Below are 24,120 nucleotides of genomic sequence, written 5' to 3' on the forward strand. Positions count from 1 at the left end.
TCCTTTCTAATCCAATACATAATCACGCAGCAGAATAAGGAACACACTGGCTGTCCAGGTAAAACCGTGATCCCTTAGGCCCCGCCCGTCCAGTGCACTGTAATTTTCATAAAATCCATTTTCAACACAAAGTCTGCAGAAACGTTCCGCATAATAGCGTGCCTCTTTCTGTCTGCCGCACTGTCTCAAGGCATCTGCCAGAATCATGGTAGCGGCTGGCCAGACCGCTCCCCGCCAGTATCCGTCTTCTTCAAACAGCATACTGTCCAAAGGCTCTGATGCAAATCCCCAGGGACCGGCCAGATGGCCTTTCTCTAAAAGCCCTGATATCAGATTTTCCCGAAGCTCCTTTGGAAGGTGCTCCCCAAGGATCAGGGGAAGATACAAAATCAGGGAATCGGAAGGCACCACTTCCATCTCAGGAATCTTCACCGCTTCAAACCGGCCGTCTCTCACAAAATAGTCCAGCAGCTTAGAAAGCAGATTTTCCCCCTTTTCCTTCCACGCTTCAGCCTCCGGCAGCCACCCAAGCTGCCTTGCCGTATGCTCCAGAAACTCCATCTGCAATACAAGCCAGGCCGATAAATCCGGCGACTGGACCGGTAAGCCCAGACGGAAAACTGTGGCATTGTCCCAGCCGGAATCATTGCCATGCTGGTAGGTAGGGATGCCGTTTTCCTCCACCCGGTAGGTCAGCCACCAATCGGTAAAGGAGGCGACGGAACGGTACAGACTCTCCTTTACTTCCCTGCCCGGATCATGGATCTGAAACATTTTCTTTAGAATAAATCCCTGAACCGGAGGCTTTACAAAGGAACGGATGATCTTCCTTGCCTGGTAAGCATCGGGGTATGCACCATACACATCCTGTTGGTCCGCCATGGCTAAAAACTGGCCGTATGCCAGCTCCGGATGGGACGAAACCAGGGCAAGGCCGTTAAAGGCATAATCCCAGCTCCATACCAGATTCATCCAATTTTTTGTCATGACCATTACCGGTCTTTTGATATAACCGGAAGGTTGGAGCACGGAATGCCACAAAACATAAGCTGCTTCCCTTCCGGCTTTTTCATATGCAGGATCCGCCCTTTTTAAATCTTTCATGATCCGGTCCTCAAACTCCAGATATTCCTCTTTTACCGTCTGACGGCATGAAGCATAGCTCCCGTACTCTTTTTTCTGCGGACTTAAACCGGTAAGGGTAATTACGGCCAGCAGCTCTCCCTCCACCGGGCTTAAAAGAAGCCCCGTCCTGCTGCTTCCAAAGCCATTGTCCGGACATGCCGATTGATCCTTTGCCTTTCCTTTTCGCAGGGTCACATGGAGGGCCATATCATCTCCCGCTATTTCAAAGCTTCCATCCATGTGGCCCATCACTCTGTCATAGGATCCCGCTTTTGTCTTTGTGATCAGAACGGAGCTGTTTGCTTTCAGGAGAAACCCTTCCTCATCCCCAAAACATATGGAGTATCCTCCTGTTTCGGAAGTTACATTAAGTTCCCAGGGCGACATGGAAACTGAAATCTTTTCTTCCGGCTTCCCATCATCATTTATCGGTATGATGGGATAAGTCTCCTGTTGGGAAAACGCGCCGTAAAGTACCCGTACCGCAATGTGGCTGTCAAATTCCTTCGTGCCATCCTGAGGATGGGAAAATGCCAAATAAGAGCCGTATCTGCTAAAAGGTACGGAGCGGATGTCCATTTCTATCCTGTGTTCCTCCATCTGCATTCCTCCTTATCTAACGATTTCCAGCAGCTGGCAAAAGGCTGACAGCTTATAATCTGCTAATATAGATTTTACCGCATCTCCCACTGCTGCGCAATCCATTCCGCCAGATTTTGCTGCCTTAAGCCCTGCTTCGGCATCTTCTACTACAAGGCAGTTTTCCGCCTTGCAGTTCAGCATGGAAGCTGCCTTTTGAAATACTTCCGGATGAGGTTTTGAATGGGTGATTGCATTTCCGTCAGAGATTGCGTCAAAAAAATGTTCCAATCCCAACTGCTTTAAGATCAGTCCTGCGTTCTTGCTGGAAGAGCCGATAGCCAGCTTGATCCCCCGTTTTCTAAGCTCCATCAATGTATTCTTTGTTTCCGCAGACAAATCGGAAGGGGTCATGCCTTCCAACAGCTTTTTATAACCCTCATTTTTTTTCGTCAGATAAATTTCCTTATCTTCTTCCCTCATGACCTTATCATACCGTTCCAATATGATATCAAAGCTTTCCTTCCGGCTGACACCCCGCAGCCGGTTATTGATGATCTCATCAAAATAAATCCCCAGCTCATCTGCCACCTCTTTCCATGCAAGATAGTGGTAATGATCGGTATGACAGATCACTCCGTCCAGATCAAAAATAACCGCTTCATAGGTTTTCTTTTCCACGTAAACAGATGCTTCCGGTTCCACTCTGCTGCTTCTTCCGAATACCATAAGCGACACCGGGCTGCTTCCGTCGTTTGCGATCGTAACGCCTTTCTTTTCCACTGTAACCGTCAGCTTCTGGCCCTTCCACACCAGGGGAAACCGAAGCTCATCCCATGCCTTAGGAAGCTTGGGATTAAGCTCTAGGTTACCACGGCGGATCCTCAGCCCTCCAAAGCCCATGACGCAGCTTAACCAGATCCCCCCGATGGAGGCACTGTGAATTCCTTCCTCTGAAGATTTCATATTTGGTCCCAGATCGATGGAGCATGCCGCCTGATGCATTTGGTATGCCATGTCCTCCATTCCGTAATCATTGGCTAAAACCGCATGAACGCAGCGGCTTAAGGATGAATCATGAAGGGTCTTATCTTCATAAAACACAAAATTTTCTCTTTTTGTTTTCAAGGAAAATAAATCCGGCAGCACAAAATCCAGCATGACTGTATCGGCCTGTTTGGAAACCATCAATTTCCCCATCTGCTCCATATTATAATCCTGGTGGATTCCCAAGACCTTTCCGGAGGCCTTATAAGGTGCCAGATCAATGGGCTCTAAGCTCATATACTGGTCGGTTTGAGGGACAATACCGTCTTCCCCGGGCACCGGTAAGTAGAGCTTTGCCCTCTTTTCGTTTAGCCTCTGTTTTAACTGGCCAAAATGGAACTTCTGGTCCAGCCGGTCTGAAACCTCCTTATTTTCCATTGGCAAAGCTTCTATAATAAGCTCAGCCAGCCCCATATTGTAATCTGCCATATAATTGGTGTAGGCATTATTGTCCACATGCTCCTTATACTCATCCGGTCCGATCACATCAAGGATTTCGTAACAGCTCTTTTTCTCATTCCATTCCAGGCGGCTGGACCAGAAAAGTGCAGTATCCAGTATGATCTCATATCCGTACCGGTCCATATAGTCCTGATCTCCAGAGACCTGGTAATACTGCCATACCGCATAAGCCACATCAGCGCTGATATGGTGCTCGATTAATCCTGTCAGGCACTTTTGCACCTTGCCCGTTACCACATCGGTGCCAAGATATAAGGGAGTTACCTCGCCGTCGTCGATCCAGGCGCACTCCCAAGGATACATGGCTCCCTCCCAGCCGTTTTCGGCGGCCTTTTTGCGGGCGCCATATAGATTTCTGTAGCGGTATTCCAGAAGCGTTCTGGCGGTTTTGGGTTCCGTAAGGGTAAAATAAGGCAGGATAAACATCTCCGTATCCCAAAAGGAATGGCCCTTATAGCCTTCACCTGTCAGAGCCTTTGCAGCGATTCCCACCCGGTTGTCATCCTTTTTCACCATGATATTCAAATGGTACTGGGCAAACCGGAGGGCAAGCTGATCAAAATCATCATTTCCCCGTATGGTCACCTCATGATCTTTCCAGAATTCTTCCCACACTGCCTCTGACTCCGCCAGCAGTCTGTCATAACCCTTATCAAATTCTATCCGTAAGCACTCCATGCCGTCTGCTTTCAGCCGTTCCGACATACCGGAATGTTCTTCCTTTTCATAAGCCAGATCCCTGGAGGAATGAAAGCAGGATATCTTTTCCAAGCGGATGGTTTCACCGGCCTCTGCTTTCACGGACCAGCGCAGATCCATATTTCTTCTTCCCATAACCGGAAGAGGCTTTTCCTCCCGGCTTATCCTGCAGGCACTGTGGACCGCCGCCAGCACCCGGGACTCGGTCGTTTCCGCCAGAAACTGCATGGTGATCCCGTCATAGATCCTGCGCCTTAAATTCTCGAAATGCATGGCCCCTTGGTTTGTTACATCCCCATGTATTCCCGTTTCAATCACCAACTGCGCGCTGCCGTCACAGGACAGCTCAAAGCATTCCGCCGCAACATGTTCATTATTTAAAGATACAAACCGTTTAAAAACAGCCGTTACCAGAGTCTTCGATGGACATTCCCATACAACCTTTCTGGTGGTTTCTCCGTTCTTTAAGTTCATGACCCTGGAATACGACCTTACCTTTCCGGACTGCAGGTTCAGACGGTATCCGTCAACATAGATATTCATAGCTGTTACATCCGGAATATTGGGAAGCTCCGTCACCTCTTCATCTCCTGCTTTATTGAAGGTTCCGGTGATGAACGTGTTCCTCACTTCTTCCACATACCGCTCTTCCAGGGCGTTTCGCATCCCTATGTAACCATTTCCCTGGGCAAAAACCGCCTCGTATTTTCCCAGATTCCGGGCATCAAATTCCGTTTCCTCCATCAGCCAGTTTTTTAAATCTCCCTGACCCTTCAAAAAATTCATTGTGTTAAACATTATGCCCTCCTATATTGTCAGCCTTTTACTCCTGATGCCGCAACGCTGGCCTGTACCTGCTCCTGGGCCAGCGCATATAAAATGATGCCAGGAAGCACGACAAGGGTCAAAGCGGCAAACAGCTTTGTATAGTCATATGAAAATGATTCGGTAAAAAATTGCAGCGCCACCGGTAAAGTCCTGTTCCTATTGGAAGAGGTCAGCAGGGAAGCATAAAAAAATTCATTCCAGTTATTTAAAAACATAAGAATCCCGGCCGTAGCAAGCCCTCCTTTTGCCAGAGGAAGGTTGATCTGGAAAAATACCCGGAGAAAGCCTGCCCCTTCAAGCCTTGCCGCCTCATCTAAGGAGGCAGGAATGGACATAAAGGTGGACTTTAAGATAAACACCGACATTGCCAGCCCCATGGATAAGTAAACCACCGCCAGACCCCAGATGTTGTCATACAGATTCATCTTCATGATCAGGGAGAAGATGGGCTGTGCCTTGGAATGGGAAGGTACCAGAAGAGTAATGGTAAACAATGCAAAAATCAGGGATTTTCCTGGAAAACGGAACTTTCCGATCACATAAGCGCCCATGGCAAAGAACAGCAGTGACAGGAACGTTGAGGTAATGCAGACCAGAAAGGAATTGACCGCGTACCGCAGAAAATCATATTTCTCAAATAAGTATATATATGGTTCAAAACTTATGGAAGACGGCAATGTAAATGGATTTCCAAGAATCTGGGCATTTGTTTTAAAGGATGACATGATCACCCAGAGAATCGGAAAGACCGATATGATCACAGTAAAGACCATAAGAAAATACATACAAAATACAGTAATCTTTTTCTTCATTGCACCCTCCTCCTAATAAATACTGTCATTCATACGGAATGTAATATTGACGACTGCCAGAATAATAAGGCCTAAAGCAAACATGACCATACCGTTGGCATTGGCGTACCCGTATTTCATATCAGATATGGAATTGACCAGGATTAATGGTATATTCATGGTATCGTCCCCAGGGCCGCCTGCGGTCGTCAGCCTGATCTGCTCATACATGGCGATCCTGGAAGTAATGGAACAGATCACTCCGGTCCCAATGGCATTTCTGCAAAGGGGAAGCATGATATGACGGGTCAGCTGCCACGGGGAGGCCCCGTCTACCCTTGCGGCTTCTACCACTTCCTCAGGGACTGCCATTAAATCATTTAATACTACCAAGGTTACAATAACCGCATAAAAAATCCATGTGCATGTAACCGCCCAGAATGCATATGGGGACTGGAAGAACCATTGGACATGAAAGTCCGGGGAAAATCTTCGGATCAGGTTATTTAAAATTCCCATATCGTCATTGAAAATGAATTTATATATCATGGCCCATGCAGCCGCTGAGATCACGTTTGGCACCATAAAAATTACTCTGGTGAATTTCCAGCCTTTGGGCTTTGCGTATAGGACAAATGCCATCAGCACGCCGAACCCTAAATGGAGAGTGGCCGCAATCACGGACCAGGCAAGAAGGTTTTTCAAAGATATGAGAAAGGTTTTGGAATGAAAAAGATCGATGTAATTTTTAAGCCCAATAAAAACCGGTTTGTTGAAGCCATCCCACTTGGTAAAGGATGTGGCGATTACCGTAAGGATTGGCGATAAGTAAAACAGCAAAAATATCAGGAGGGAGGGCAGCAAAAATAAGTAGCACCACTTATAATTCCTTCTCTCCAAAACAGTGGAATTTGATTTTCCTGCTTTCATTTTCTTCCCCTCTTTCTAAAAAATACTGCTGCAATACACCTGTTTTCGCAGGCTTTTGCAACAGTATTTAATTCCCATGTTACGATGTTTAGTTTTTAGCTTCTTCCGCCTTCTGAGTCAATTGGCTGCAAAATTCCTCCGGCGTAAGAGTTCCATCTGCCAGCTTAGGAAGCAGCTTTCCAAATTCCGTATCAGCAACAGAAGCTGGCATCACATCGAAAATAGATGCCGTGTACTTGGTATTTTCATCCATGCTTTCGGCAAGCTGGGATAAGATGCGGTTTTCCGCCTGTTTCTTTAAGAATTCATCGCTGTATTCCAGCTTCGGAGCCACTCCGCCTTCGGTCAGTACCAGCTGCTCGATTTCTTCCTTGGAATCACGGAAAGCAAAGAAAGCTTTTGCCAGCTCTTTTTCCTCATCAGAAGCGGTATTTGCGATCCAGAACTCACCGAATACTCTTGGATTGGCAATGGCAAAATTACCTGGATAAATATCTGAAGTCACTTCCTCACCGGTAAATCCATTTGACCACTTGTCTGCTGATTCTTTATCAAAATCAGAGGCCATCCAGGAACCGTTGCATATAAGAGCAGCACTTTTGCTCATAAATGCATTGGCGGCATCTGCGTAAGCTGCACCAATGGTATTGGCTGATGCATTACTCTGAAGGAGTTTCTGCAGAATGGTTATTGCGGAAACGACCTTTGCATCGGTGTAATCATACAGCTTGTCATCCACATACTGAGCCAGATACGCCTCTCCCCCCTCCTGATTGGCAATAAGGGCGGTAAGTAGAAGTCCTGATGTCCATGCATTTTCCGCAGTCTGGAATGCGAACTTGTTATCTCCGATGCTTTCCGTGAATTCGTCAAGGCTCATATCTTTGACGGCCTTTTCCGGCTTATACATGGTATTGTTATAATACAGACCCACAGGCTTTAACACGGAAAGGGGCTTACAGATTAGTTTTCCGTCCACGGTGCAGTAATCCACGGAATCGTCAATCCAGTTATTCTTTACCTCCGGGTTAGCATTTGCAAATTCACTTAAATCGTATGCCATGCCATTGGCCAGAGCTACGCTCTTAAACCACTGAAGATCGATTCCACCGGAACCAGGTGCGTGGACAATAGCGGGTAGCTTATTCTGCTGGGCCAACTGCTTAATCTTTTCCGCATACTGGGCCTGAGGAACTTCCTCGATCACGATCTTATACTTGCCTGCGTACTTCTGATTAAACCGCTCTACTTCAGGGAGAAAGAAAACTGCACCAACATTTTCACCTGCCAGATAGGTTGGAAAGGTCATCTGTATTTCCTTACCAGATGCATTTTCAGTATTGCCTGTCCCTGGTGCCGTTGTTTTACTGTTCCCACCGGAACAGCCGCTGATCACCGTTGCCGCAGCCATAACAGCTGCCATAATCCCCGCCAATTTTCTTTTCATAAATTTCCTCCTTAATATTTATTTACAATTGCTTCACACTCTTGCCTTCCTCAAGAAAATATTTTGTCATATGAACCCTGGAATACTTTTCGTCATTAACCATTTTCATGAGAAGTTTTGCCGCATCATAGCCTTTTTGCCACATGTTCTGGTCGATGCGGGTGATAAAAGGATCAATGTATTTCATAAAGTAGTTGCCGTCATAACCGGTAATGGAAAAATCTTTTGGGCTCTGATATCCCAGCTCCTGGACTGCTCTTAAAACGCCTATGGCTGTTAAGTCGCTCATGCAGACAAACGCGGTCCCAGCCTCCTCTTTATATTCTTTCAGCAGTTTTTTTGTTCCTTCATACGCTTTCTGTTCCATAAAGTCCGTATAGATCACTTTGCAGTTTCTGGGATCAATGCCGTTCTTTTCAAGGGCATCTAAATAACCCTGTTGACGTCTGATGGAAACGTCAGACTTTTTCCGCCCATAAACAAGAATCAGTTTCCGGTGTCCACGGTCGATCACGTACTGGGTGACCTGCTCAAACGCCTTTCTGTCATCTGTCATGACTGCCGATGTGCATGCTCCGTCCAGCTGGATATCAATGGACACACAGGGCAGGGTGGAGTGAGGCAGGCTCTTTACCAAAGGATCCGTTATCCTGAGACCCATAATTACGGCTCCAGATAATGAATATTCTCTGCAAAATGTGTCAAAATCCTTTTTTTCCTGTTCTTCCTTCCCAATGGAATACGTGGCCAGATTGATCTCATGCTTCATCATGTAGGTATAAGCTCCCTGGATAACATTCATCATAAACTCGTTAGACTGGGCCTCTTCCAAAAGTCCGCAGATGAGTAAAGCCACATTCTTTTTGTTCTTTGAAGACAGATTTTTGGCACTGGTATTGGGAACATACCCAAGTCTTTCCGCCGCCTCCACCACGCGCGCCCTGGTTTTGGCCGATACATCGCTGTATCCGTTTAATGCTCTTGACACCGTACTTACTGATAATCCCGTTTCCTGTGCCACGTCATAAATTGATTTTGCCATTCTACACCTCTTTTTCCAAAAACGTTTTTGGTCTTTGGTTTTTTTTAACACTTCTTTTTAGAAGTGTTGCATGAAATACCTATTTGCGAAAACGTTTTTGATGATTACAAAATAACATTTTCTTAGGTCCGTGTCAATATATTTTATTTTGTTTGTTATAAATGCCGAATTATCGTCGTTATTTTTAGGCATTTTGTCCTCCGGGATTTGCTTGAGAAGCTTGTTCTCATTTCTTCCTACGGATGGGATCTATGCCTTTCTGTTACGAGAGATATATAAGAAAAGTACTATGAGAAAAGAAAGGGTTTGTGCAATGGCGATGCGGACAGTCAGTAGTTCATCCACGCCGGAAGCCGTAACCACATGCAAGAGATTGACCGTGGTGTTATTCATAAAATGAGCTGCCATTCCTGCCCATAAGGATCCTGTAAGCTTGTAAAGCATGCAGTACTGAATTCCCAGCAGAGTACTGGTGACTACCAGTATCAGGCCGGCCATAAATGCACCTGCCATGGACTGACTGCCGTCTATTACATTTCTTAAGGGCTGCATGATATGCCATACTCCAAAAAGAACGGAAGACAGGATACATGCTGCGAAAAAGGAATACTTTTCTTCTGCCAGCCTGACAAACTGTCCCCGGAAAACTCCCTCTTCCATTATTACATTGATCATGTTTCCTGCTATACAGATCATGATAAACAGAATGCTGCTTTGCATCCCTCTGTTGCCTAAAACGGAATAGCTGGTTACGTATAACTTAAGTCCAGTAAAATTGCCAGCTGACAATTGAATCAGTATTTCAATTCCATAGCCTACAGTAAAAACAACGGCGCCAAGCAGCGCTCCTAACGAAATATTTCGGAGCACCTTTTTATGAGAAAAGCCGACTTCTGCCCATGAATACCGGAATAATGGCATGGAGGCCGCAAGCAGTAGAATGCCGGCCAGTTTATGTATAAATGCTTCACCGATCATCGATTGGTCAGTACGGAATATGAAATATTCTATTGTACGGAATGCAAAGCAAATGGCATAAAACATGAGAATGATTGGAATTGGGTTTCGTTTGTAATCCAGCATAGGGATACCTCTCTGACTGTTGTTTATGAAGTTGGAAAAATTCCGATGCCGCTGATCCATGGGATCATCTTCTGATGAATTCCTTGGGATGCACATAATCCGTTATACAGGCCATTTTAGCATAGTGTATGGATATTTTCCAGCATCTTTTGACGGCTTCCATAATTTTAGACGGGGCCGGATTGCCGGACTCCCGTCATTTTTTCAGACAATATACAGGGCACCTTTTTCATCTGTGCTTAAATTTATTTTTCCGTCAAACATGCTTCCGTCTTCCGTAACCCGGTATAGCTCTTCTTTCCAGATGATCCACTGGTTTTTGGCCATAGCGCCGTTGGCATTTAGATAATACCATTTACCATCTGATCCGGTCTTCCATGTATCTTTTACCATAAATCCGGCATCATCGAACCAATACCAGTTTTCTCCGTCCTTATACCAGTCGTTCGTAACATATTTCCCAGTATTCCCTAAGTAGAATTTCCAGCCGCCCTCTTCTTCGATCCAGCCGGTTTTATGCAGCGGTTCTTCTGCCAGTGCTGCTTTAAAGCCGTCCCAGGTATGTTCGGTATGATTGTATACATAAGGATTGGGACAGATTTTTCCCGTTACATCATAATGGCGGATTACATGATCCGCCGGAACGTTGTACTGTTTCATCAGTTCTTTTGTCAGCTGGGCCGCGGTTTCTACTGTTGCATCTTCAAAATACCAGTCTCTGCTTGTATCTGACTGGCTGCCTTTATTCCTGACACAAAGCTCTATTCCCAGGCTGTTGCTGTTGCGGCATTCCGGATGGGTATATGTTTTTGCTCCGCAATGCCATGCAATATCTTTGTCCTCAACGGATTGCCATATTTCTCCGCTGAATCCGACAAAATAATGGGCGCTGGCCCCAATGTATTGGGAGGCGTAATATTTGCAGTTTGCTTCTGCTCCTCCAAGAGCTCCTACATAGTGTATTACAATATATTTTATCCGGTCGATCTGACCGTTGCTGTAGTTGTATGGTGTCAATAGTTTTTGAACTTCCATATTAAATTCCTTCCCTTAGGCCCACAAAACCCATCTCGTCTGCATCAAAGGATTCCCTGAAACGTTCAATCTCCGTGTAATCGGAATTCTTTAGATTTTCCTGTATTCCCAGCAGTTCTATGTTTGGCATAGTTTCTGTTGCTTCGCTTTTAACCATTAATTCACCTTGTCCTTTTTGTATTATTATATGATGGATGGGGTGGGAATGTACCGGGGGGAGATGGGTTTTAATTGTGGTTATGATGGTTGCGATTTTTTGTTTAAAATGTCTATGGCATTAATTATGGCTGCTGGGAGAGGCAGGCCCATGAGGCCTGCATTTTCTACGATGGATATGAGCTCGTTTGCCATAAAGCCTATGATGACTGTGTCGCGTATGTAGTGGGTGCCTAGGGAGAGGTCCAGGCGGTGGGCGATTAGTACAAATAGCAGGGTCATGCATTTTCTGCAGAGGCCTTTTCGGCCGGCTTTGGATTCTAAGGTGCCGGTTTCTGTTTTTTGGCTGTTGTGGAATATTCCGGCTACAGCTAGGCCGGAGAAGAAATCGATGGCCATGAATAGGATTAGGGTGCCGATACTGACATCCCAGATGCCAAATAGGGTTGTGAAGATGTTGACGATGATTCCGATAAGGGTGCATAGAATGTGTTTCATTTTCTCACCTCATTTCTAATAATTGTATCTTAATTGAGTTACTAATAGTTTTTTATTTCATCAGATCATTTTAAAATACATATCGTACTTAGTGATGACGTTGCCAGAGGTCAAAGCCTTGTGTATAGCCTCATTCGTATTTGAGCCTATTACAATGGCAACGGTAGCTGTATCTCCTGCACGATCTAAGCCACAACTACCAGCAGCAATGTCCAGAATTGTTTAACCAACCTTAATACTCTCACGTTTCATAATAATTCCTCCTTATTGGGTTGTTAGATATGTGCAACCGAGTACAAAAGCGTCGGAAGTTGATAGCGCCTTATTGGGTGTAATCCTTATACTTCCATTTGTGTCCATAAATGCCTGCTGTATAACACCTGGGTAGTTACAATTTACAGGTACTAACGCATATAGAGCATATGAAGTCATCGGCGGAAAACCGTTGACTGAATACTCAACTCCGGCTGATAATGCAGTTGTGATTGTTACCCTGATCTGAATCGTAACCATTGCCCTTGAGGTTGGACTACCATGACGGACATAACCACCATATAATGACGCCCATGTACATGATAGACCCGTATTTATCAATCCGGTTAACTGCGTTCCGGAGTCATAGAATATTGTACCGCCCCCACCAGTCATGGACTTTGTTGTACCATCTGGAGTCGTTCCCCATATCCTCACATCGCCACCGCTTGCCGAATATATACCATATGTATTACCAGTACCGGTACAGTTACTTACATATGCCTTGGAGTAGTCAACGTGTATAGCCCTGAGGTGATTTGATATCTCACATGATATCAAATTTATACTACTGTCACTCGATGCGTAAATTGCATTATTCGATAGATTACTCTTTACAACCTTAATGTAAGCTAGTCTAACAAGGGAACATCTATCTATGATCACAGAATCACTGGAGGCACTCGGTATATCTACCTTGATGCTGTTGATATGTACAAACGCCGTTGTCCTACCTATGGTCACAGACCCGAAAATGACGCATGCATCATTCACCGTATCGGTGTAACTCTGAGATTTGATGATTATCGTGCCATCTGTATAATCATAGATATACAAGTTCTCCACATATGTACCGTTTGCTACATTGATAGTTGCTGTAAATCCCCCGAGATTCTTTGGTAATGCATTAATCGCATATTGAATAGTTTTGTACGGTTTCGCTGGTGTGCCGTCTCCCGTTGTATCCGAACCAGTGGTTGCAACGTAGTAAGTGGTATACGTTTGAAGCGCACCTATTAATGCTCCAGTATTGCGAACTACAAGTCCCCCAGAGGCAATAATTGGAGTTTCGGTCGCTGTTGGGAGAAAGCTGTCTTTAAGTTGTAGAATACTTCCTTGACATATATATGCCCTAACGTTGTTATCACCAGTACATTTTCTAATAGCAATTTGTCCTGGAGGATTTGCTTTGTCATTCAATACTGGAGAGTAGATACACACAGTACAATTGTTGAAGACACAGGTATCAAGTTCAACAATACTTCCAACAATATTAACACCTAAGCTGTTGGTTGTTTCAACCGTATTTATACCATCAAATGTACAAAATAGAAAAGTTAAAAAGCTATTATTTGTACAATTAACAAGACCGTCATACGCTGGAATAGCTGTAGGGCACTTAAACTGTAAATACGCAACTTCTACCGCACAAGAATTGTTGCTTATGATATGACGTTCTCTACCACCATCAATAACTGCGTTACCAGATGTAGGTCCAGTTAGAATAAACTTTCCACTGAAATAACCATTTAAGGTTAATTTTTCAACATGTGTTCCTTCGGCAACATTGATTGTCACAGTGTATCCACCCAAATCTTTAGGTACAATATTCATTGCCTTTTGAATGGTTTTAAATGGCTTATTCTGTGTACCCTCACCTGAATCATCAGAACCAGTTGTTGCCACATAGTAGGCTACATCGGCTTCAAGGTACCTGCCTTTAGTATCCTCTATAAACTTTTTAACCTTCCCCAGAAACACTTTTGGCGTTTCTCCTTCTGCCGGAACCGGAAATCCAGTCGTAATATTTTCAAGCGAACCTATCTTCGTACCAGAAATATCCCCTCCTGAAGCCGAAACCTTAGCATTCCATCCATTTTTTTCCGTATCCGTTACATAACGATGAGCCGCATCCTGCGCCACATCCGATGCCAGACCGGAAAAAGCTATATTTTTCATCTCTGAAAACCATTTTTGCACTTTTCCATGAGAAACCGATAATTTTTCTCCAGATTCGATATTATTACGTAAAATTTCCTGACTGAATTCAGTAACTACATCCGAAGCATTCCCATTGCTATCCAGCTTTCGGTCACTCATTTCTGTCAATGTTTCATCTAAAATATCCATAGCCTTATTGTATTCTGATATATCATAAAAATCATCTTCACTTGGCTTCGGAAACTTATAATTCTTTGTTTCATTCCCCACTGATAAGCACCTCATTTCTTATCTGCCTGTGGCTCCAGGCTGCTAATTGTTTATGAGTAAATTTACAAAGCAAACTGTGCTGATTATAAAGGAGGTCCAAATCAATGACCATATTGCAAGGCACAAATTCCTCCAGCATTTCCTTCACTTCATAAAAATTCCTTTTGCTTTTTAATGCCACTCGGACAGTAATAACCTTTCTTGGATCAATTTCCAGCGTAAAACCATCCTCTCCGCATAAAACAGACAGTTTTTGCTTTAAAGTAATCTTTGTATATGGGATCATGCGATTCCATTTTGACAACACCTTAAAACGTCTGTCAGCCAGCGTATCCTCAGCTAACGGCGAAATACGCAGCATTCGTTCAAAGCGCTTGATACTTTTAATATCAGAACTTAAAATGAACTGGTTGTCAAATACACTCTCTGTTTCATCCTCCAACCGCTGTATCTCCGGTTGGAGCATTTCCTGTACGGCCCTCATTTCTTCATATTCCTTAAGGAAGTCAGGAATATAGGACAACAAATTAACTTCTCTAATCAATTTCAATCCCTCCATATATTGGAATCTGGTACTTTTTTAATTCCAGATTTTCTGCCGCTCCATTTATACGTGTGTGACTGATATCGTAAATGCCCTGAATTTCTAAAATTCTTGCCTCCAGCTGTGAGATTCTTATGATACACCCATGATCTCCAAGACCTTCCCATGAGGCTCTTAGTTCTCCTAAATAAGCATCAACCGTGTTGCCTATCTGTTCCTGTAAAGCCTCATTAGGATAGTTATTATCAAGCTCCAGGGTGCTGTTAATCTGTATCCTTATTTCCTCAGCTGTATCTACGGTTACAATATGGTCAATCGGAGCAAGACCATCTCCGCTTCCACTTTGCGCCGGATCTATTGTTTCCTGAACGGTTTGTACTAAAAGATCGGAAGCCTTATTAAAGTTAGAATCCAGTATTGTTAATTTAACGGTAGAACCGCCATTCCAAGCCCTGGTGATCTTCGTTGCCCCGACTCCTGGAATGCCATTTGTTTTATCCATGTAGTCCTTTCGGTTACCGCTAAAAGACTTTTCATGAAAGGAATCAAAATAGGCTTTTCGGAACACTTCCGTTTCCTCATCATCTTCTCCCGGAATTAACAGCTCCGTCATTTCCATGGCTGTAAGTCCTGGAATATTCAATACCGGAATCAAGCGGCCAAACTGGTGATTCCCGCTTGCCCCGGCGGTTTCACAAGTAACCTGATAGGCCCCTTCGCCCATGCTGCCCGAAATCACATAATTGTTAAGTCCTAGACGGAAACGGTCGCCAATTGAAATCGCAGCTGTTTCAGGAGTGGCAACCGCTTTTAAGACCGCTCTGGTTGACTTTTTAGGCTGCATTCCCCGTTCTGCGGCTCTGCGAATTAAATTCCCCCTGGATGCAGTGTCTGCAAAGGTTTCGTTTAATATTGTATCAAACTCTATGTACATGATCTGCATTTCTGCCGCTGCTGCTGTAAGCGCCGTATAGATTAAAGATCCCTCCCGTTTATCTAAGCCCTGAGGAACCCGATCCAACATCCGTCTCAAAATAACCTCATACGTCATATTATCATACATTAAATACTCACCTCCTTCTCAATCATAATTTCACCGTAAGTAGTATGAACTATAAAACTTACATGGAGTATCCGCCCATTGCTTTCAAAGGAAAACGTGTCAACGCTCTGAATTCTGTCATCCTGCTGCAATGCTTCTTTGATTCTCTTTTTGATCTTTGCCTTTACCAGCCCTGTTGACTTCCCAAATAATCCGTTAAGCTCCACACCATAATTCCAGCTATAAATCAACCATTCGAACCGTTCTGTATTAAGAATACAGAAAACCGCTTGCTTTACCGCATCCAAACCATCAGCCATTCCGGTCACTCGCTTGTTTTCCGTATCCAGCCGAAAGGTCTTTGACGGTATCTGTACCATCTTAAAATCCCGTTCTAAAATATTACCTGTCACCGGAAGCATGGCAACACCTCCTTTCCTACCATGTGCCTATTACCACGTACTGTTGTCCGCCCCTTTTCTGAAGCATAAGAACCTTTTGACTGGCTTTTAATCCATTTTTCACGGTTACAGACACCTCTCCTACCTCAGGAATATTCATCATTTCTTCATGATCTGTAAACTGCTTCGGCAAGATAACCTGCGATTTGGATAGAATTGTCTTCTGGTCAATTTGTATTTCAATGGGACTTTCCTTTATTACAGTCCCCGGTATCACGTCACATGGATCTCCGGCTTCAATTGCCTGAATTACGATCCGTTTTATATTTTCAATCCATTCTACATCAGCCACTGACTTTCGCCCCCCTCAATGTCAAATCCATAGTATGTACCCCTTCGTCAATTTTATGGGTCGCAGACTCGATCACCAGATAATTTTTATTCTCTATATCCTTTATATCAAGGAATACCGGAATCAGGCAGCCTGCACGTACCCGGATATCTCCAAAGGCATCTTTGATAGTCAGGATCCTGGATGGGCGGTTATACAAAGTCAGATATGTTTCCGCTATTGTCTGGCCGTCTACCCCTTTATCAATGGACTCGTCTTTCTGGAGAATCCCCCATTTATTGATATTTTCTGTATGCTTTGTCATATAGACTTCTCTTTGCTTTGTATCATTGTTGTCACAATACAATTTGATCTGGTTGTAAGTATTGCTGTCAATGCTGACCTTATAGTCATAATCCTGCGCTGTCTTGTCATCAATCATAATGTCAAGCTTCATGTTCTCCATATTTTTCAGGGTGAGCTTTCCAGCATCGTCATAAAATGTATACAGGTTTTTCGTATGTATCATTGCAAGATCCAGATTGTTTAAAATAATATCAAAAAGGGTCTTATCCTTTTCTTTTCTGGATATTCTATCTCCCGTATCCTCTAATTCTCCTGTTTTTAAGTGATAATCCCTGGCGATCATCTGGATCACCTCTCCGGCAGTCAAATCCGTGTAATTATAGGTCTCTTTATTTTTTAAATACCTGAGCTGGTCATAAGCTGTGACCTTCATTTCCCCATTGCTGCTCCAGTTACGTTCAAAAATAAACCCAAAGAAAACAGGTTTCCCATCCACATCCAGACGGAGGGCATTGCCCTCCTCAATCTGGAGACGTTTGTCCGGGATCAGGGTAAAAGAGCACTTTCCAGGCTGCCCTCTGCGCTGAGTCTCCCAGGTAATGGCTCCGTTCACCACTGGCTCATATACGGTCTGACCATTCTGGATATATAAATGTGCTTCCATTTCCCACCTCCTATGGCATAGTAAGAACCTGTCCCGGATAAATAAGGTTGGGATTTGTTATTTTGTCACGGTTCAGGTTATGAATTTCCTGCCACCGGCTCCCATTGCCAAGCTGCTTTTTCGCTATGGACCATAAACAGTCCCCCTTGGCAACCGTATAGCTCTTTACCGGCGGCAGCTCTCCCTGGCGTTCCCCTTCCTGTTGCCCAGACTCTATTTCCTGTTTCTCTTCATCAATGATAAAATTCATAATTTTAGTTCCATAACTTTTATATTCCTTCATTGTGAGTGAAACGATAAGATCCAGTCCCTCATTCACATCATCCGTAACCTTATAATCTTCCATGGTTACATCCATGCTGGTATCAAAAAGACTGTTACCTCCCATCCCCTGCCGGATAACGGTAAATTCAAAGGGGCTTTGGCCATCCTTTAACTCCTGAAGTCTTTCCAGAAAATCCTCCGCACTGTCAATACTTCCATCCCAAACCGCACAGGGGTAATCCATTTGTGGAATGATTACATCAATGCTTATTTCCGCGAGGCCAAAGGACTTGACCAAATTGATTTCTTCACCGTTTATCAGGTTCACCGTCTTATTCTGCCCGCTATACTTGACAGGAATTTTTTCCGGCGGTAATGGGAAACGCATATCGTCAACGTATACTTCATATGCCATTAAAAATTCACTCCTTCCGCAGCCGAAGAAAGAATTTCGCTGGTAGCATCACCAAGCCTTCGGTTCATTTCATCATAATCAGTCACGTTCTTTATGGTGTTGTTGTTATTTACATCAACTTTCAGTTCAGCAAGAGTAAAGCGGTTGATGATTTCCTGTTCTGCAGCATCCCGCATATACTTCAGCTCCTCATCCACGATATCCATTGAGTCTGCCATGGCCGCCGTATTCATGGCGGTATCTGCAGTACTCTGAACTATGCTGTCAGTTGTTCCGGACAGAGCGTTTTCCGAATTCCCTCTTCTAAAGTAATCTTTTATCTCATCAAATTTTCCCTTTGCACCACCTTCTACCCCTCTTCCAAATGTATCCCACTTCTGGAAGTTATCACCATAATTCAACCGTTCCATTGACCAGCCAAGGTCAGCTAATACCTGATCCATGTCCAGTTTATCTGCTTTGACCTCATAAGATCCATTTCCATACTTATCAGCTAACTCATCGGCAAGATTAGATAAATTATCCCGCCAGCCTTTCACAGTATCTGCCATATGCGTACCAAATATAAAGTCCAGTCCCTCTGCTATCTTTTGTATCACCCCGAGAACCGTATCACCTAAATCCGCAAATAAATGAATCACGGAAGCGACCGGATCATTAAACAGATTTCCAAAAAAGTTTGCAAAGGCTACCCAACCATTATAAAAGTACTCAATAATCCCAAAGCCAATTTCCAGAAGCCCCATAAGAGCATTGGCTATAAATGCAACGGCTACCGCAATAGCACCGCATATTAGTCCGGTTGCGCTGTAAGAGGTTCCGGCGAATTTATTAACAGCAGCCACACCTGCATAAAAAAGTGCTATCAATATGATAATTGCCATAATTATAAAGTTAATAGGGCAGGCAGCTAATGCTGCATTTAATCCATCCTGTGCAGCTATCAATGCAATTATCGCTGCAGTCTCCGCCCAATCACAAATTGTTTTCCCTACCACACTAGCCGCATTCTTTATTGTCTCAATCCAACCTTCCTTCATGGTCGCATTGTAAACTATCAAAGCCGCAATGATTCCCCATAAAACAGGCTCAATCACAGGCCATATTTCAGAAAAAGCTCTCCCCACAACTCCCATAACAAATCCAATAGCACCAAAAATCCCACTAATTTCACCGACATTTCCTTTAAGCCCGGTTGTGAATCTGCTGATCGCTTTGGTAACATTGTCAACTGTATTGCCTATGGGACCGGCAAGTCCCATATTGACCGTCTTAGCCAAAGAGCTCAATGCGCTTGCTGCATCATTGTATTTCACATTGTTTAATTCTTCCAGGTGTTCCGTTGACAGCTTTACAGACCCATCCAAGTTGGACAATGCCATTATTCCTTCACTGCCAAGCTCTCCCCAGGCGCTGCCAAACAGCTTCATTCCTGCTATATTTCTACTGACAGGATCTTCCATACTGCTTAAAGCGGCAATGGTCTGTTGGAATGCCTGCTTTGCTGTATCACCGCCACTTCCGAATGCCTCAGTCAGCCTAGCAGCATCAAGCCCCAAAGCAGAAAAACCTTCCTGAGCGTCCTTTCCTCCGCCAACAGCCCTAGATGAAAATTCCTTTACAGCCTCACCTAAAGTACTGACTGAAACCTCTCCATTCTGCGCTCCATTGATAAGCATATTAAACATGTCCGCCCCGCCAAGGCCTAAAGCCTTAAACTGGGAGGAATATTCATTGATCGTATCCAGCAGTTCACCGTTTTTATCAAGCCCGGCCTGGGTCCCCTGCACAATTAAATCCAATGACTGGGCTCCGGTAGCTCCAAACTGTTCTTGCAGCACTCCGGCAGATTGGATACTGTCTGCTAAGCTATAACCAAAGGTATCTTCAAGGAGCAATCCCGCTCTTGTAAGCTGCTCCAGACTATCCCCCGTCTGACCAGTCATTTGATGAACCGAAGACAAACTCTTTGCTGCATCTCCCGGACTGCCGCTTATGTTATCCACATATAGGTTTTCAGCACTTTGCTTTGCCATATCCAGATCCTGCCCCTGCATTCCGGTCCTGGACTGAATGATATTTCCGGCAGCTTTTAAATCATTTGCCTGGTTGAATATTTCCATAGGGTTGGTGTTGATTCCCATCTTACCCAAACCAGATGATGCCTTATCCCAGAGTTTCTTCATTTTCTGGATTTTTTCCTTGCCCTCATCTATGCTTTTATTTAATTTTTTCTGCTGTTCCTTGGCTTGTACGATTACCTCCGTAACCTGTTCAAACTGAATTCCCATACTATGAATATCCGTTACTGAAGCCGACAACCCTGGCAGTCCCATAAAATTGCCTGCCGCCATCTGGAATTTTCGAAAGGATTCACTTGTAATATTGATTGAATGATTGATTCTCGTTAACACGGAGGAGGCTCCATCCTGAAGCTGTATTGAATTTTGTATTGTTGCCATACGCTTTCCCTCCTTTCCTTTTTGGAAGAACACCTTAAAAGGTGTTCTTCCATTCTTCTATCTTTTCCTTGCAGCCTTCGCCTTTTGTGCTTCGTTCTTATCATTTTCCAGCTTAAGCTGTACCGCTGCCATGACAAATGCCCGTTCATAACGGTCCAGGCTTAAAAACTCATGAGGCCATTTATGGAGCTTGTGGAGGCAATAGTAAGCAATATTTGCTTCCATATCGCCTCCTTCTATCAGTTTTTTGCCTCTTCAACCTGTTCTTCCAGTGTAATATCAAAACCATTTACCTGCTGAATGCGTTCCAGATAACCTGCGTATTCACCGGCAGTCAGCATGGCCTTTAAAAGGCCGTCTGCCCCCATAACATGATAGGAATCCTGCAGTTCCTTATCATTTAAGTTAGGATAAACCGTACATTCTGCTGCCAGCTTACCAAGATAAAGGTTGTAATCCGTTTCCTGAGTATACTGTCCCTTTTTTCCGGTTACTGAAACCCGTTTCGTGCTCTCTTTTCTCAGGGCTTCATCTTCCTTAGAAGTAATCGCTTTAATTTCCCATTCCACTGGTTTTTTGTTTGTTCCTAAAAAACGTTTGGAAGCAACGAATTTTTCATGTTCTGCCTTTACTGCATTCTGACTTAAAAAACAACTTAAATCTCCCATTTTTTCTTATCCCCTTCTTCTTTTACTGCATTCCAGCAAGATTACTAAATCTTTCCGGCATTTCCCAGCTTTCAAATGTGAATTCGAACTCATCTTCCAAATATTCCCCTGTTGCGTCAAATTTGGTGATAATTCCTCCATTTAAGTTACAATCCTTTAAAATCACAGTCTGGCGGCCCACTCTGGAAGCAGGATCTTCATTGGTCACCTGGATATCAAAATAAATATCCTCTCCTGTTTGCTGGAACTTGTATAAGATATCACGGAAAATACTTGTATTGTAATGGAACGTAGCCGATCCGCTCCCCTTCATTCCCACAGTCTTATTTCCCTTCATGGCTCGTCCCAGAATCGGGATCTCTGATTTTACCTTTTCAATCTTTGCCTCCAGGTTCAATGCCTGCATAAAATTATACCGTTCATTTCCGATTGTAATAAAACACTCTGCTTTTGTGGCACTGATGGCGTCCCACGCGTCCATTGTAATATTATTCATGTTCATTACCCCTTTCTTAAGATACAATTACTGTCATGTATAAAATGCTCATGGAATTAATCGGCTTTACCGGGAAATTTACCACAACGGACCGCTTGCCCTGTCCCTTTTCCACAGTAACTTCCTCTGAATTTACAGCTTCAATCGCCCTTAACACCGCCAACTGTTTTCCATATGTAACAATGTCATTCCAAAGACTGACACGTCCTGCATCATCATTTGAAATCTTACCCAGGTAACGTGTATGGAAAAGAGAAGCAATGTCATTACCAATCTGGTCCAGAACGCGGATTGTCTGGTTGTTTGAGAAATCTTCTCCCTTTTCCTCTGTATAAGTAACCAAAGTGTTACTGTCAGTCAGAACCCGGATTTCGCTTCCTACCTTGTGGAGCATGAGCTTACCTGCCCTTATTGCATCAGCAAGCTGAACCTGGGTATAGGAAGCCTTAACGGTATACTCGCCGTCATAAACCTTATTTTCAATGGTCTTGTTGACAGAGCATGCTGATTCTGCGCCTGTAACCCAATAAACAAGGCCTGTGGCTGATTCCTCCGCCTCATTCTCTACGGAGATAACACCCTCGTAATCGGCCTTTGAATGCCGGTGTAAAACAGTCTGGAACTTAACACCAGCTTCATCCCTCATACGTTTCGTAAATGCCGTGAACAATGCCTTTACATTATCGTCAGCGGAAGGGCAGCAAAGAATCTGGAAGGAGGCACTCTCCACCTTTTCCAGGAATTCTGAATAATCCTCTCCTGTCACATCAGTGCCATTAGTTCCCCCTGTAAATGGAAGTCCTGCCGTCTCTGCCAATGCAGCATCCTTTTTGAATATTACATAGCTGTTATCCGCCAGTTCCTCTGCCTCAGCGACCGTCTGGCAATCAACTTCTCTTCCTGCAAACAGGGTCTTTACATCAAATTTTGATGTATTATCTACATTTTTTGTAATAATGGTCATCAGACTGTTCCCACGCTTACCAGAGTACTTTGCAGTACCATAATCGCTGGCTCCATGTACCCCTGTATTTAAGCGGTAAAAGATTCCTTTTGTCATGTTCTTGAAAAGCTCTCTGACCGGAAGCATGGCCGCTTCATCCATGGCATAGCCAAAAATTTCTTTACACCTTTTCTGAAAATCCTCTGCAGTGACCTCAAATACCTCCTTCTCCGGTCCCCATTCGAGAACCATAGGGATTGCTGCCACCCCTCGGTTTCCCATGGACGCACCGGCTGAAGCAGTACTGACAAAATTGATATATGCACCAGGAAATACTTTATTTTGAATTGTAAAATTTCCTCCACCTAACATACTTTCACCCTTCCTTTCATAAACTGATTCATAATTTTTTCTGCTTCTGTTGCAGAGTATACGTTCTTATCGTCAAGCAAAGCCATTAGTAAGTCCCTTTGATTACGATACTTATCCGAGCGGATCAGCTGTTCTTTCGTGTAGCGTGCAGAAAAAGCCTCGCCCGTTTCTTTTACATTCTTTTTTGCCACAAAAACACCTCTTTCATTTTAATTTCATATCTTCCATGAATTCTTCTGACTCCCCGTTTTTTAAAATGTAAACTTGATAATCCACCTGGAAGATTAAAGCATCCCCTTCAATTTTCCCCCTTCTACTACTGCCTCTTATCAAGGAGTTATTTTCCAGAGTAATGCATTCCAGCCTGTCCATAAGAACATCCAGTACAAGATTCCGATCTCTTAACTGCTGTTCTGAATCCTGATTGTAATATTTTACGTACATGCTTATGCTGCGGAAATAACGCTGTCCGTTCACTGGCTTTTCAAATGTTTCTAAAAGTCCGACTTCAAAATAAGGTTCATCAATTTCCTCCCCCAAAGGAATTGTGCCGATTCTGGCTTCCGGAAAAAGTTCTTTCAGCCTTTTCATAACTCCATCCACGATTTCGTTATACATTTAATCCCCCCTTTCCTAGGCCGCCCTTCTTTCCCTCCAACGCCTGTCTTTCCCCATATGGGATGTCTTCCTTCTTTGTTGGACTCCTCACCTTCCCCCAGTCCTTCATTTCCATAGGTTTCTCCTTTCCCCACCGCCATTTGTAGTCATTACGTCTACATGGTCAGCAAAAAAAATTTCATCCTTCTTCCTCAGCGACGTAATCTTAAGCAACCGGCACAGCACCTTGATCTCCCCTGCCTTAAACTGGTTCTCATTGTTTATTTTCCGCCAAAATCCATAGCTGGACAGGCCCAATTCTGCCGCGATCCATCCCTTTTTCAGTCCGGACCTTTTGATTTCATTATTTAGCCGAACCGTATCTGTCATACTTCCTCCCCCTTTTTTTGTAGTCGTATAGTCTACATTT

The 24,120-nt window shown here is 44.0% G+C and carries 26 protein-coding genes; all 26 read right to left on the bottom strand.

Features of this window, described 5'->3' with window-relative positions; translation table 11 throughout:
• Positions 1-6: 6 nt before the first annotated feature.
• Positions 7-1,725 carry an amylo-alpha-1,6-glucosidase gene (locus tag AC27IJ_RS12290; protein ID WP_313257047.1) on the bottom strand — a complete coding sequence of 573 codons (1,719 nt, stop codon included), beginning with the start codon at positions 1,723-1,725 and terminating at the stop codon, positions 7-9.
• 12 nt (positions 1,726-1,737) lie between these two features.
• Positions 1,738-4,710, bottom strand: a complete 2,973-nt coding sequence (pgmB, locus tag AC27IJ_RS12295) for a beta-phosphoglucomutase (RefSeq protein WP_487149093.1) — start codon at positions 4,708-4,710, stop codon at positions 1,738-1,740.
• A gap of 17 nt (positions 4,711-4,727) precedes the next feature.
• The gene (locus tag AC27IJ_RS12300; RefSeq protein WP_487149095.1) at positions 4,728-5,552 is read right to left on the bottom strand and encodes a carbohydrate ABC transporter permease; all 825 of its coding nucleotides are present in this window, start codon (positions 5,550-5,552) and stop codon (positions 4,728-4,730) included.
• A gap of 12 nt (positions 5,553-5,564) precedes the next feature.
• Positions 5,565-6,461 carry a carbohydrate ABC transporter permease gene (locus AC27IJ_RS12305; RefSeq protein WP_312503771.1) on the bottom strand — a complete coding sequence of 299 codons (897 nt, stop codon included), beginning with the start codon at positions 6,459-6,461 and terminating at the stop codon, positions 5,565-5,567.
• Between the two features lie 88 nt (positions 6,462-6,549).
• Positions 6,550-7,908: an ABC transporter substrate-binding protein gene (locus AC27IJ_RS12310; RefSeq protein WP_487149097.1), complete on the bottom strand. Its 1,359-nt coding sequence runs from the start codon at positions 7,906-7,908 to the stop codon at positions 6,550-6,552.
• Positions 7,909-7,930: 22 nt separating this feature from the next.
• Positions 7,931-8,950 (bottom strand): LacI family DNA-binding transcriptional regulator, encoded by a 1,020-nt coding sequence (locus tag AC27IJ_RS12315; protein WP_312447607.1) that lies wholly within the window; start codon positions 8,948-8,950, stop codon positions 7,931-7,933.
• A 249-nt stretch (positions 8,951-9,199) separates the two neighbouring features.
• The gene (locus AC27IJ_RS12320; protein ID WP_312447609.1) at positions 9,200-10,033 is read right to left on the bottom strand and encodes a CPBP family intramembrane glutamic endopeptidase; all 834 of its coding nucleotides are present in this window, start codon (positions 10,031-10,033) and stop codon (positions 9,200-9,202) included.
• 204 nt (positions 10,034-10,237) lie between these two features.
• A complete protein-coding gene (locus AC27IJ_RS12325; protein WP_312447611.1) occupies positions 10,238-11,068 on the bottom strand; it encodes a peptidoglycan recognition protein family protein in 831 nt (276 codons plus the stop codon).
• Position 11,069: 1 nt separating this feature from the next.
• A complete protein-coding gene (locus tag AC27IJ_RS12330; protein WP_157724375.1) occupies positions 11,070-11,225 on the bottom strand; it encodes a hypothetical protein in 156 nt (51 codons plus the stop codon).
• Positions 11,226-11,305: 80 nt separating this feature from the next.
• On the bottom strand, positions 11,306-11,722 hold the full coding sequence (locus AC27IJ_RS12335) for a phage holin family protein (RefSeq protein WP_487149101.1): 417 nt from the start codon (positions 11,720-11,722) through the stop codon (positions 11,306-11,308).
• Positions 11,723-11,986: 264 nt separating this feature from the next.
• A complete protein-coding gene (locus tag AC27IJ_RS12340) occupies positions 11,987-14,185 on the bottom strand; it encodes a hypothetical protein (protein WP_487149103.1) in 2,199 nt (732 codons plus the stop codon).
• On the bottom strand, positions 14,175-14,729 hold the full coding sequence (locus AC27IJ_RS12345; protein ID WP_312503765.1) for a putative phage tail protein: 555 nt from the start codon (positions 14,727-14,729) through the stop codon (positions 14,175-14,177). Before AC27IJ_RS12345 ends, AC27IJ_RS12340 begins: the two co-directional genes overlap by 11 nt.
• Complete coding sequence (locus AC27IJ_RS12350; RefSeq protein ID WP_487149105.1) at positions 14,722-15,792, bottom strand: baseplate J/gp47 family protein; 1,071 nt, start codon at positions 15,790-15,792, stop codon at positions 14,722-14,724. Before AC27IJ_RS12350 ends, AC27IJ_RS12345 begins: the two co-directional genes overlap by 8 nt.
• Positions 15,792-16,193 carry a DUF2634 domain-containing protein gene (locus tag AC27IJ_RS12355; protein ID WP_312503762.1) on the bottom strand — a complete coding sequence of 134 codons (402 nt, stop codon included), beginning with the start codon at positions 16,191-16,193 and terminating at the stop codon, positions 15,792-15,794. The genes AC27IJ_RS12350 and AC27IJ_RS12355 overlap by 1 nt, the downstream gene beginning before the upstream one ends.
• A gap of 16 nt (positions 16,194-16,209) precedes the next feature.
• Positions 16,210-16,524, bottom strand: coding sequence for a DUF2577 domain-containing protein (locus AC27IJ_RS12360; RefSeq protein ID WP_312503760.1), 315 nt, complete (start codon positions 16,522-16,524; stop codon positions 16,210-16,212).
• A complete protein-coding gene (locus AC27IJ_RS12365) occupies positions 16,517-17,473 on the bottom strand; it encodes an XkdQ/YqbQ family protein (RefSeq protein WP_487149108.1) in 957 nt (318 codons plus the stop codon). The genes AC27IJ_RS12360 and AC27IJ_RS12365 overlap by 8 nt, the downstream gene beginning before the upstream one ends.
• Before the next feature lie 10 nt (positions 17,474-17,483).
• The gene (locus tag AC27IJ_RS12370; RefSeq protein WP_487149110.1) at positions 17,484-18,152 is read right to left on the bottom strand and encodes a LysM peptidoglycan-binding domain-containing protein; all 669 of its coding nucleotides are present in this window, start codon (positions 18,150-18,152) and stop codon (positions 17,484-17,486) included.
• Complete coding sequence (locus AC27IJ_RS12375) at positions 18,152-20,614, bottom strand: phage tail tape measure protein (RefSeq protein ID WP_487149112.1); 2,463 nt, start codon at positions 20,612-20,614, stop codon at positions 18,152-18,154. The genes AC27IJ_RS12370 and AC27IJ_RS12375 overlap by 1 nt, the downstream gene beginning before the upstream one ends.
• 57 nt (positions 20,615-20,671) lie before the next feature.
• Positions 20,672-20,839: a hypothetical protein gene (locus tag AC27IJ_RS12380; RefSeq protein ID WP_312503753.1), complete on the bottom strand. Its 168-nt coding sequence runs from the start codon at positions 20,837-20,839 to the stop codon at positions 20,672-20,674.
• A 14-nt stretch (positions 20,840-20,853) separates the two neighbouring features.
• Entirely contained in the window at positions 20,854-21,282 is a 429-nt protein-coding gene (locus AC27IJ_RS12385; RefSeq protein ID WP_312503752.1) for a phage tail assembly chaperone, read from the bottom strand.
• A gap of 22 nt (positions 21,283-21,304) precedes the next feature.
• A complete protein-coding gene (locus AC27IJ_RS12390; protein ID WP_312503750.1) occupies positions 21,305-21,778 on the bottom strand; it encodes a phage tail tube protein in 474 nt (157 codons plus the stop codon).
• A gap of 16 nt (positions 21,779-21,794) precedes the next feature.
• Positions 21,795-23,093, bottom strand: a complete 1,299-nt coding sequence (locus tag AC27IJ_RS12395) for a phage tail sheath family protein (protein WP_487149115.1) — start codon at positions 23,091-23,093, stop codon at positions 21,795-21,797.
• On the bottom strand, positions 23,087-23,284 hold the full coding sequence (locus AC27IJ_RS12400; protein ID WP_312503748.1) for a hypothetical protein: 198 nt from the start codon (positions 23,282-23,284) through the stop codon (positions 23,087-23,089). Before AC27IJ_RS12400 ends, AC27IJ_RS12395 begins: the two co-directional genes overlap by 7 nt.
• Before the next feature lie 13 nt (positions 23,285-23,297).
• Positions 23,298-23,711 carry a phage tail terminator family protein gene (locus AC27IJ_RS12405; RefSeq protein ID WP_312503747.1) on the bottom strand — a complete coding sequence of 138 codons (414 nt, stop codon included), beginning with the start codon at positions 23,709-23,711 and terminating at the stop codon, positions 23,298-23,300.
• Positions 23,704-23,826, bottom strand: a complete 123-nt coding sequence (locus tag AC27IJ_RS12410; protein ID WP_312503746.1) for a hypothetical protein — start codon at positions 23,824-23,826, stop codon at positions 23,704-23,706. Before AC27IJ_RS12410 ends, AC27IJ_RS12405 begins: the two co-directional genes overlap by 8 nt.
• Positions 23,817-24,080, bottom strand: a complete 264-nt coding sequence (locus AC27IJ_RS12415; RefSeq protein WP_487149118.1) for a hypothetical protein — start codon at positions 24,078-24,080, stop codon at positions 23,817-23,819. The genes AC27IJ_RS12410 and AC27IJ_RS12415 overlap by 10 nt, the downstream gene beginning before the upstream one ends.
• Positions 24,081-24,120 lie beyond the last annotated feature (40 nt).

This window comes from Lacrimispora sp. YZC11, assembly GCF_057543815.1.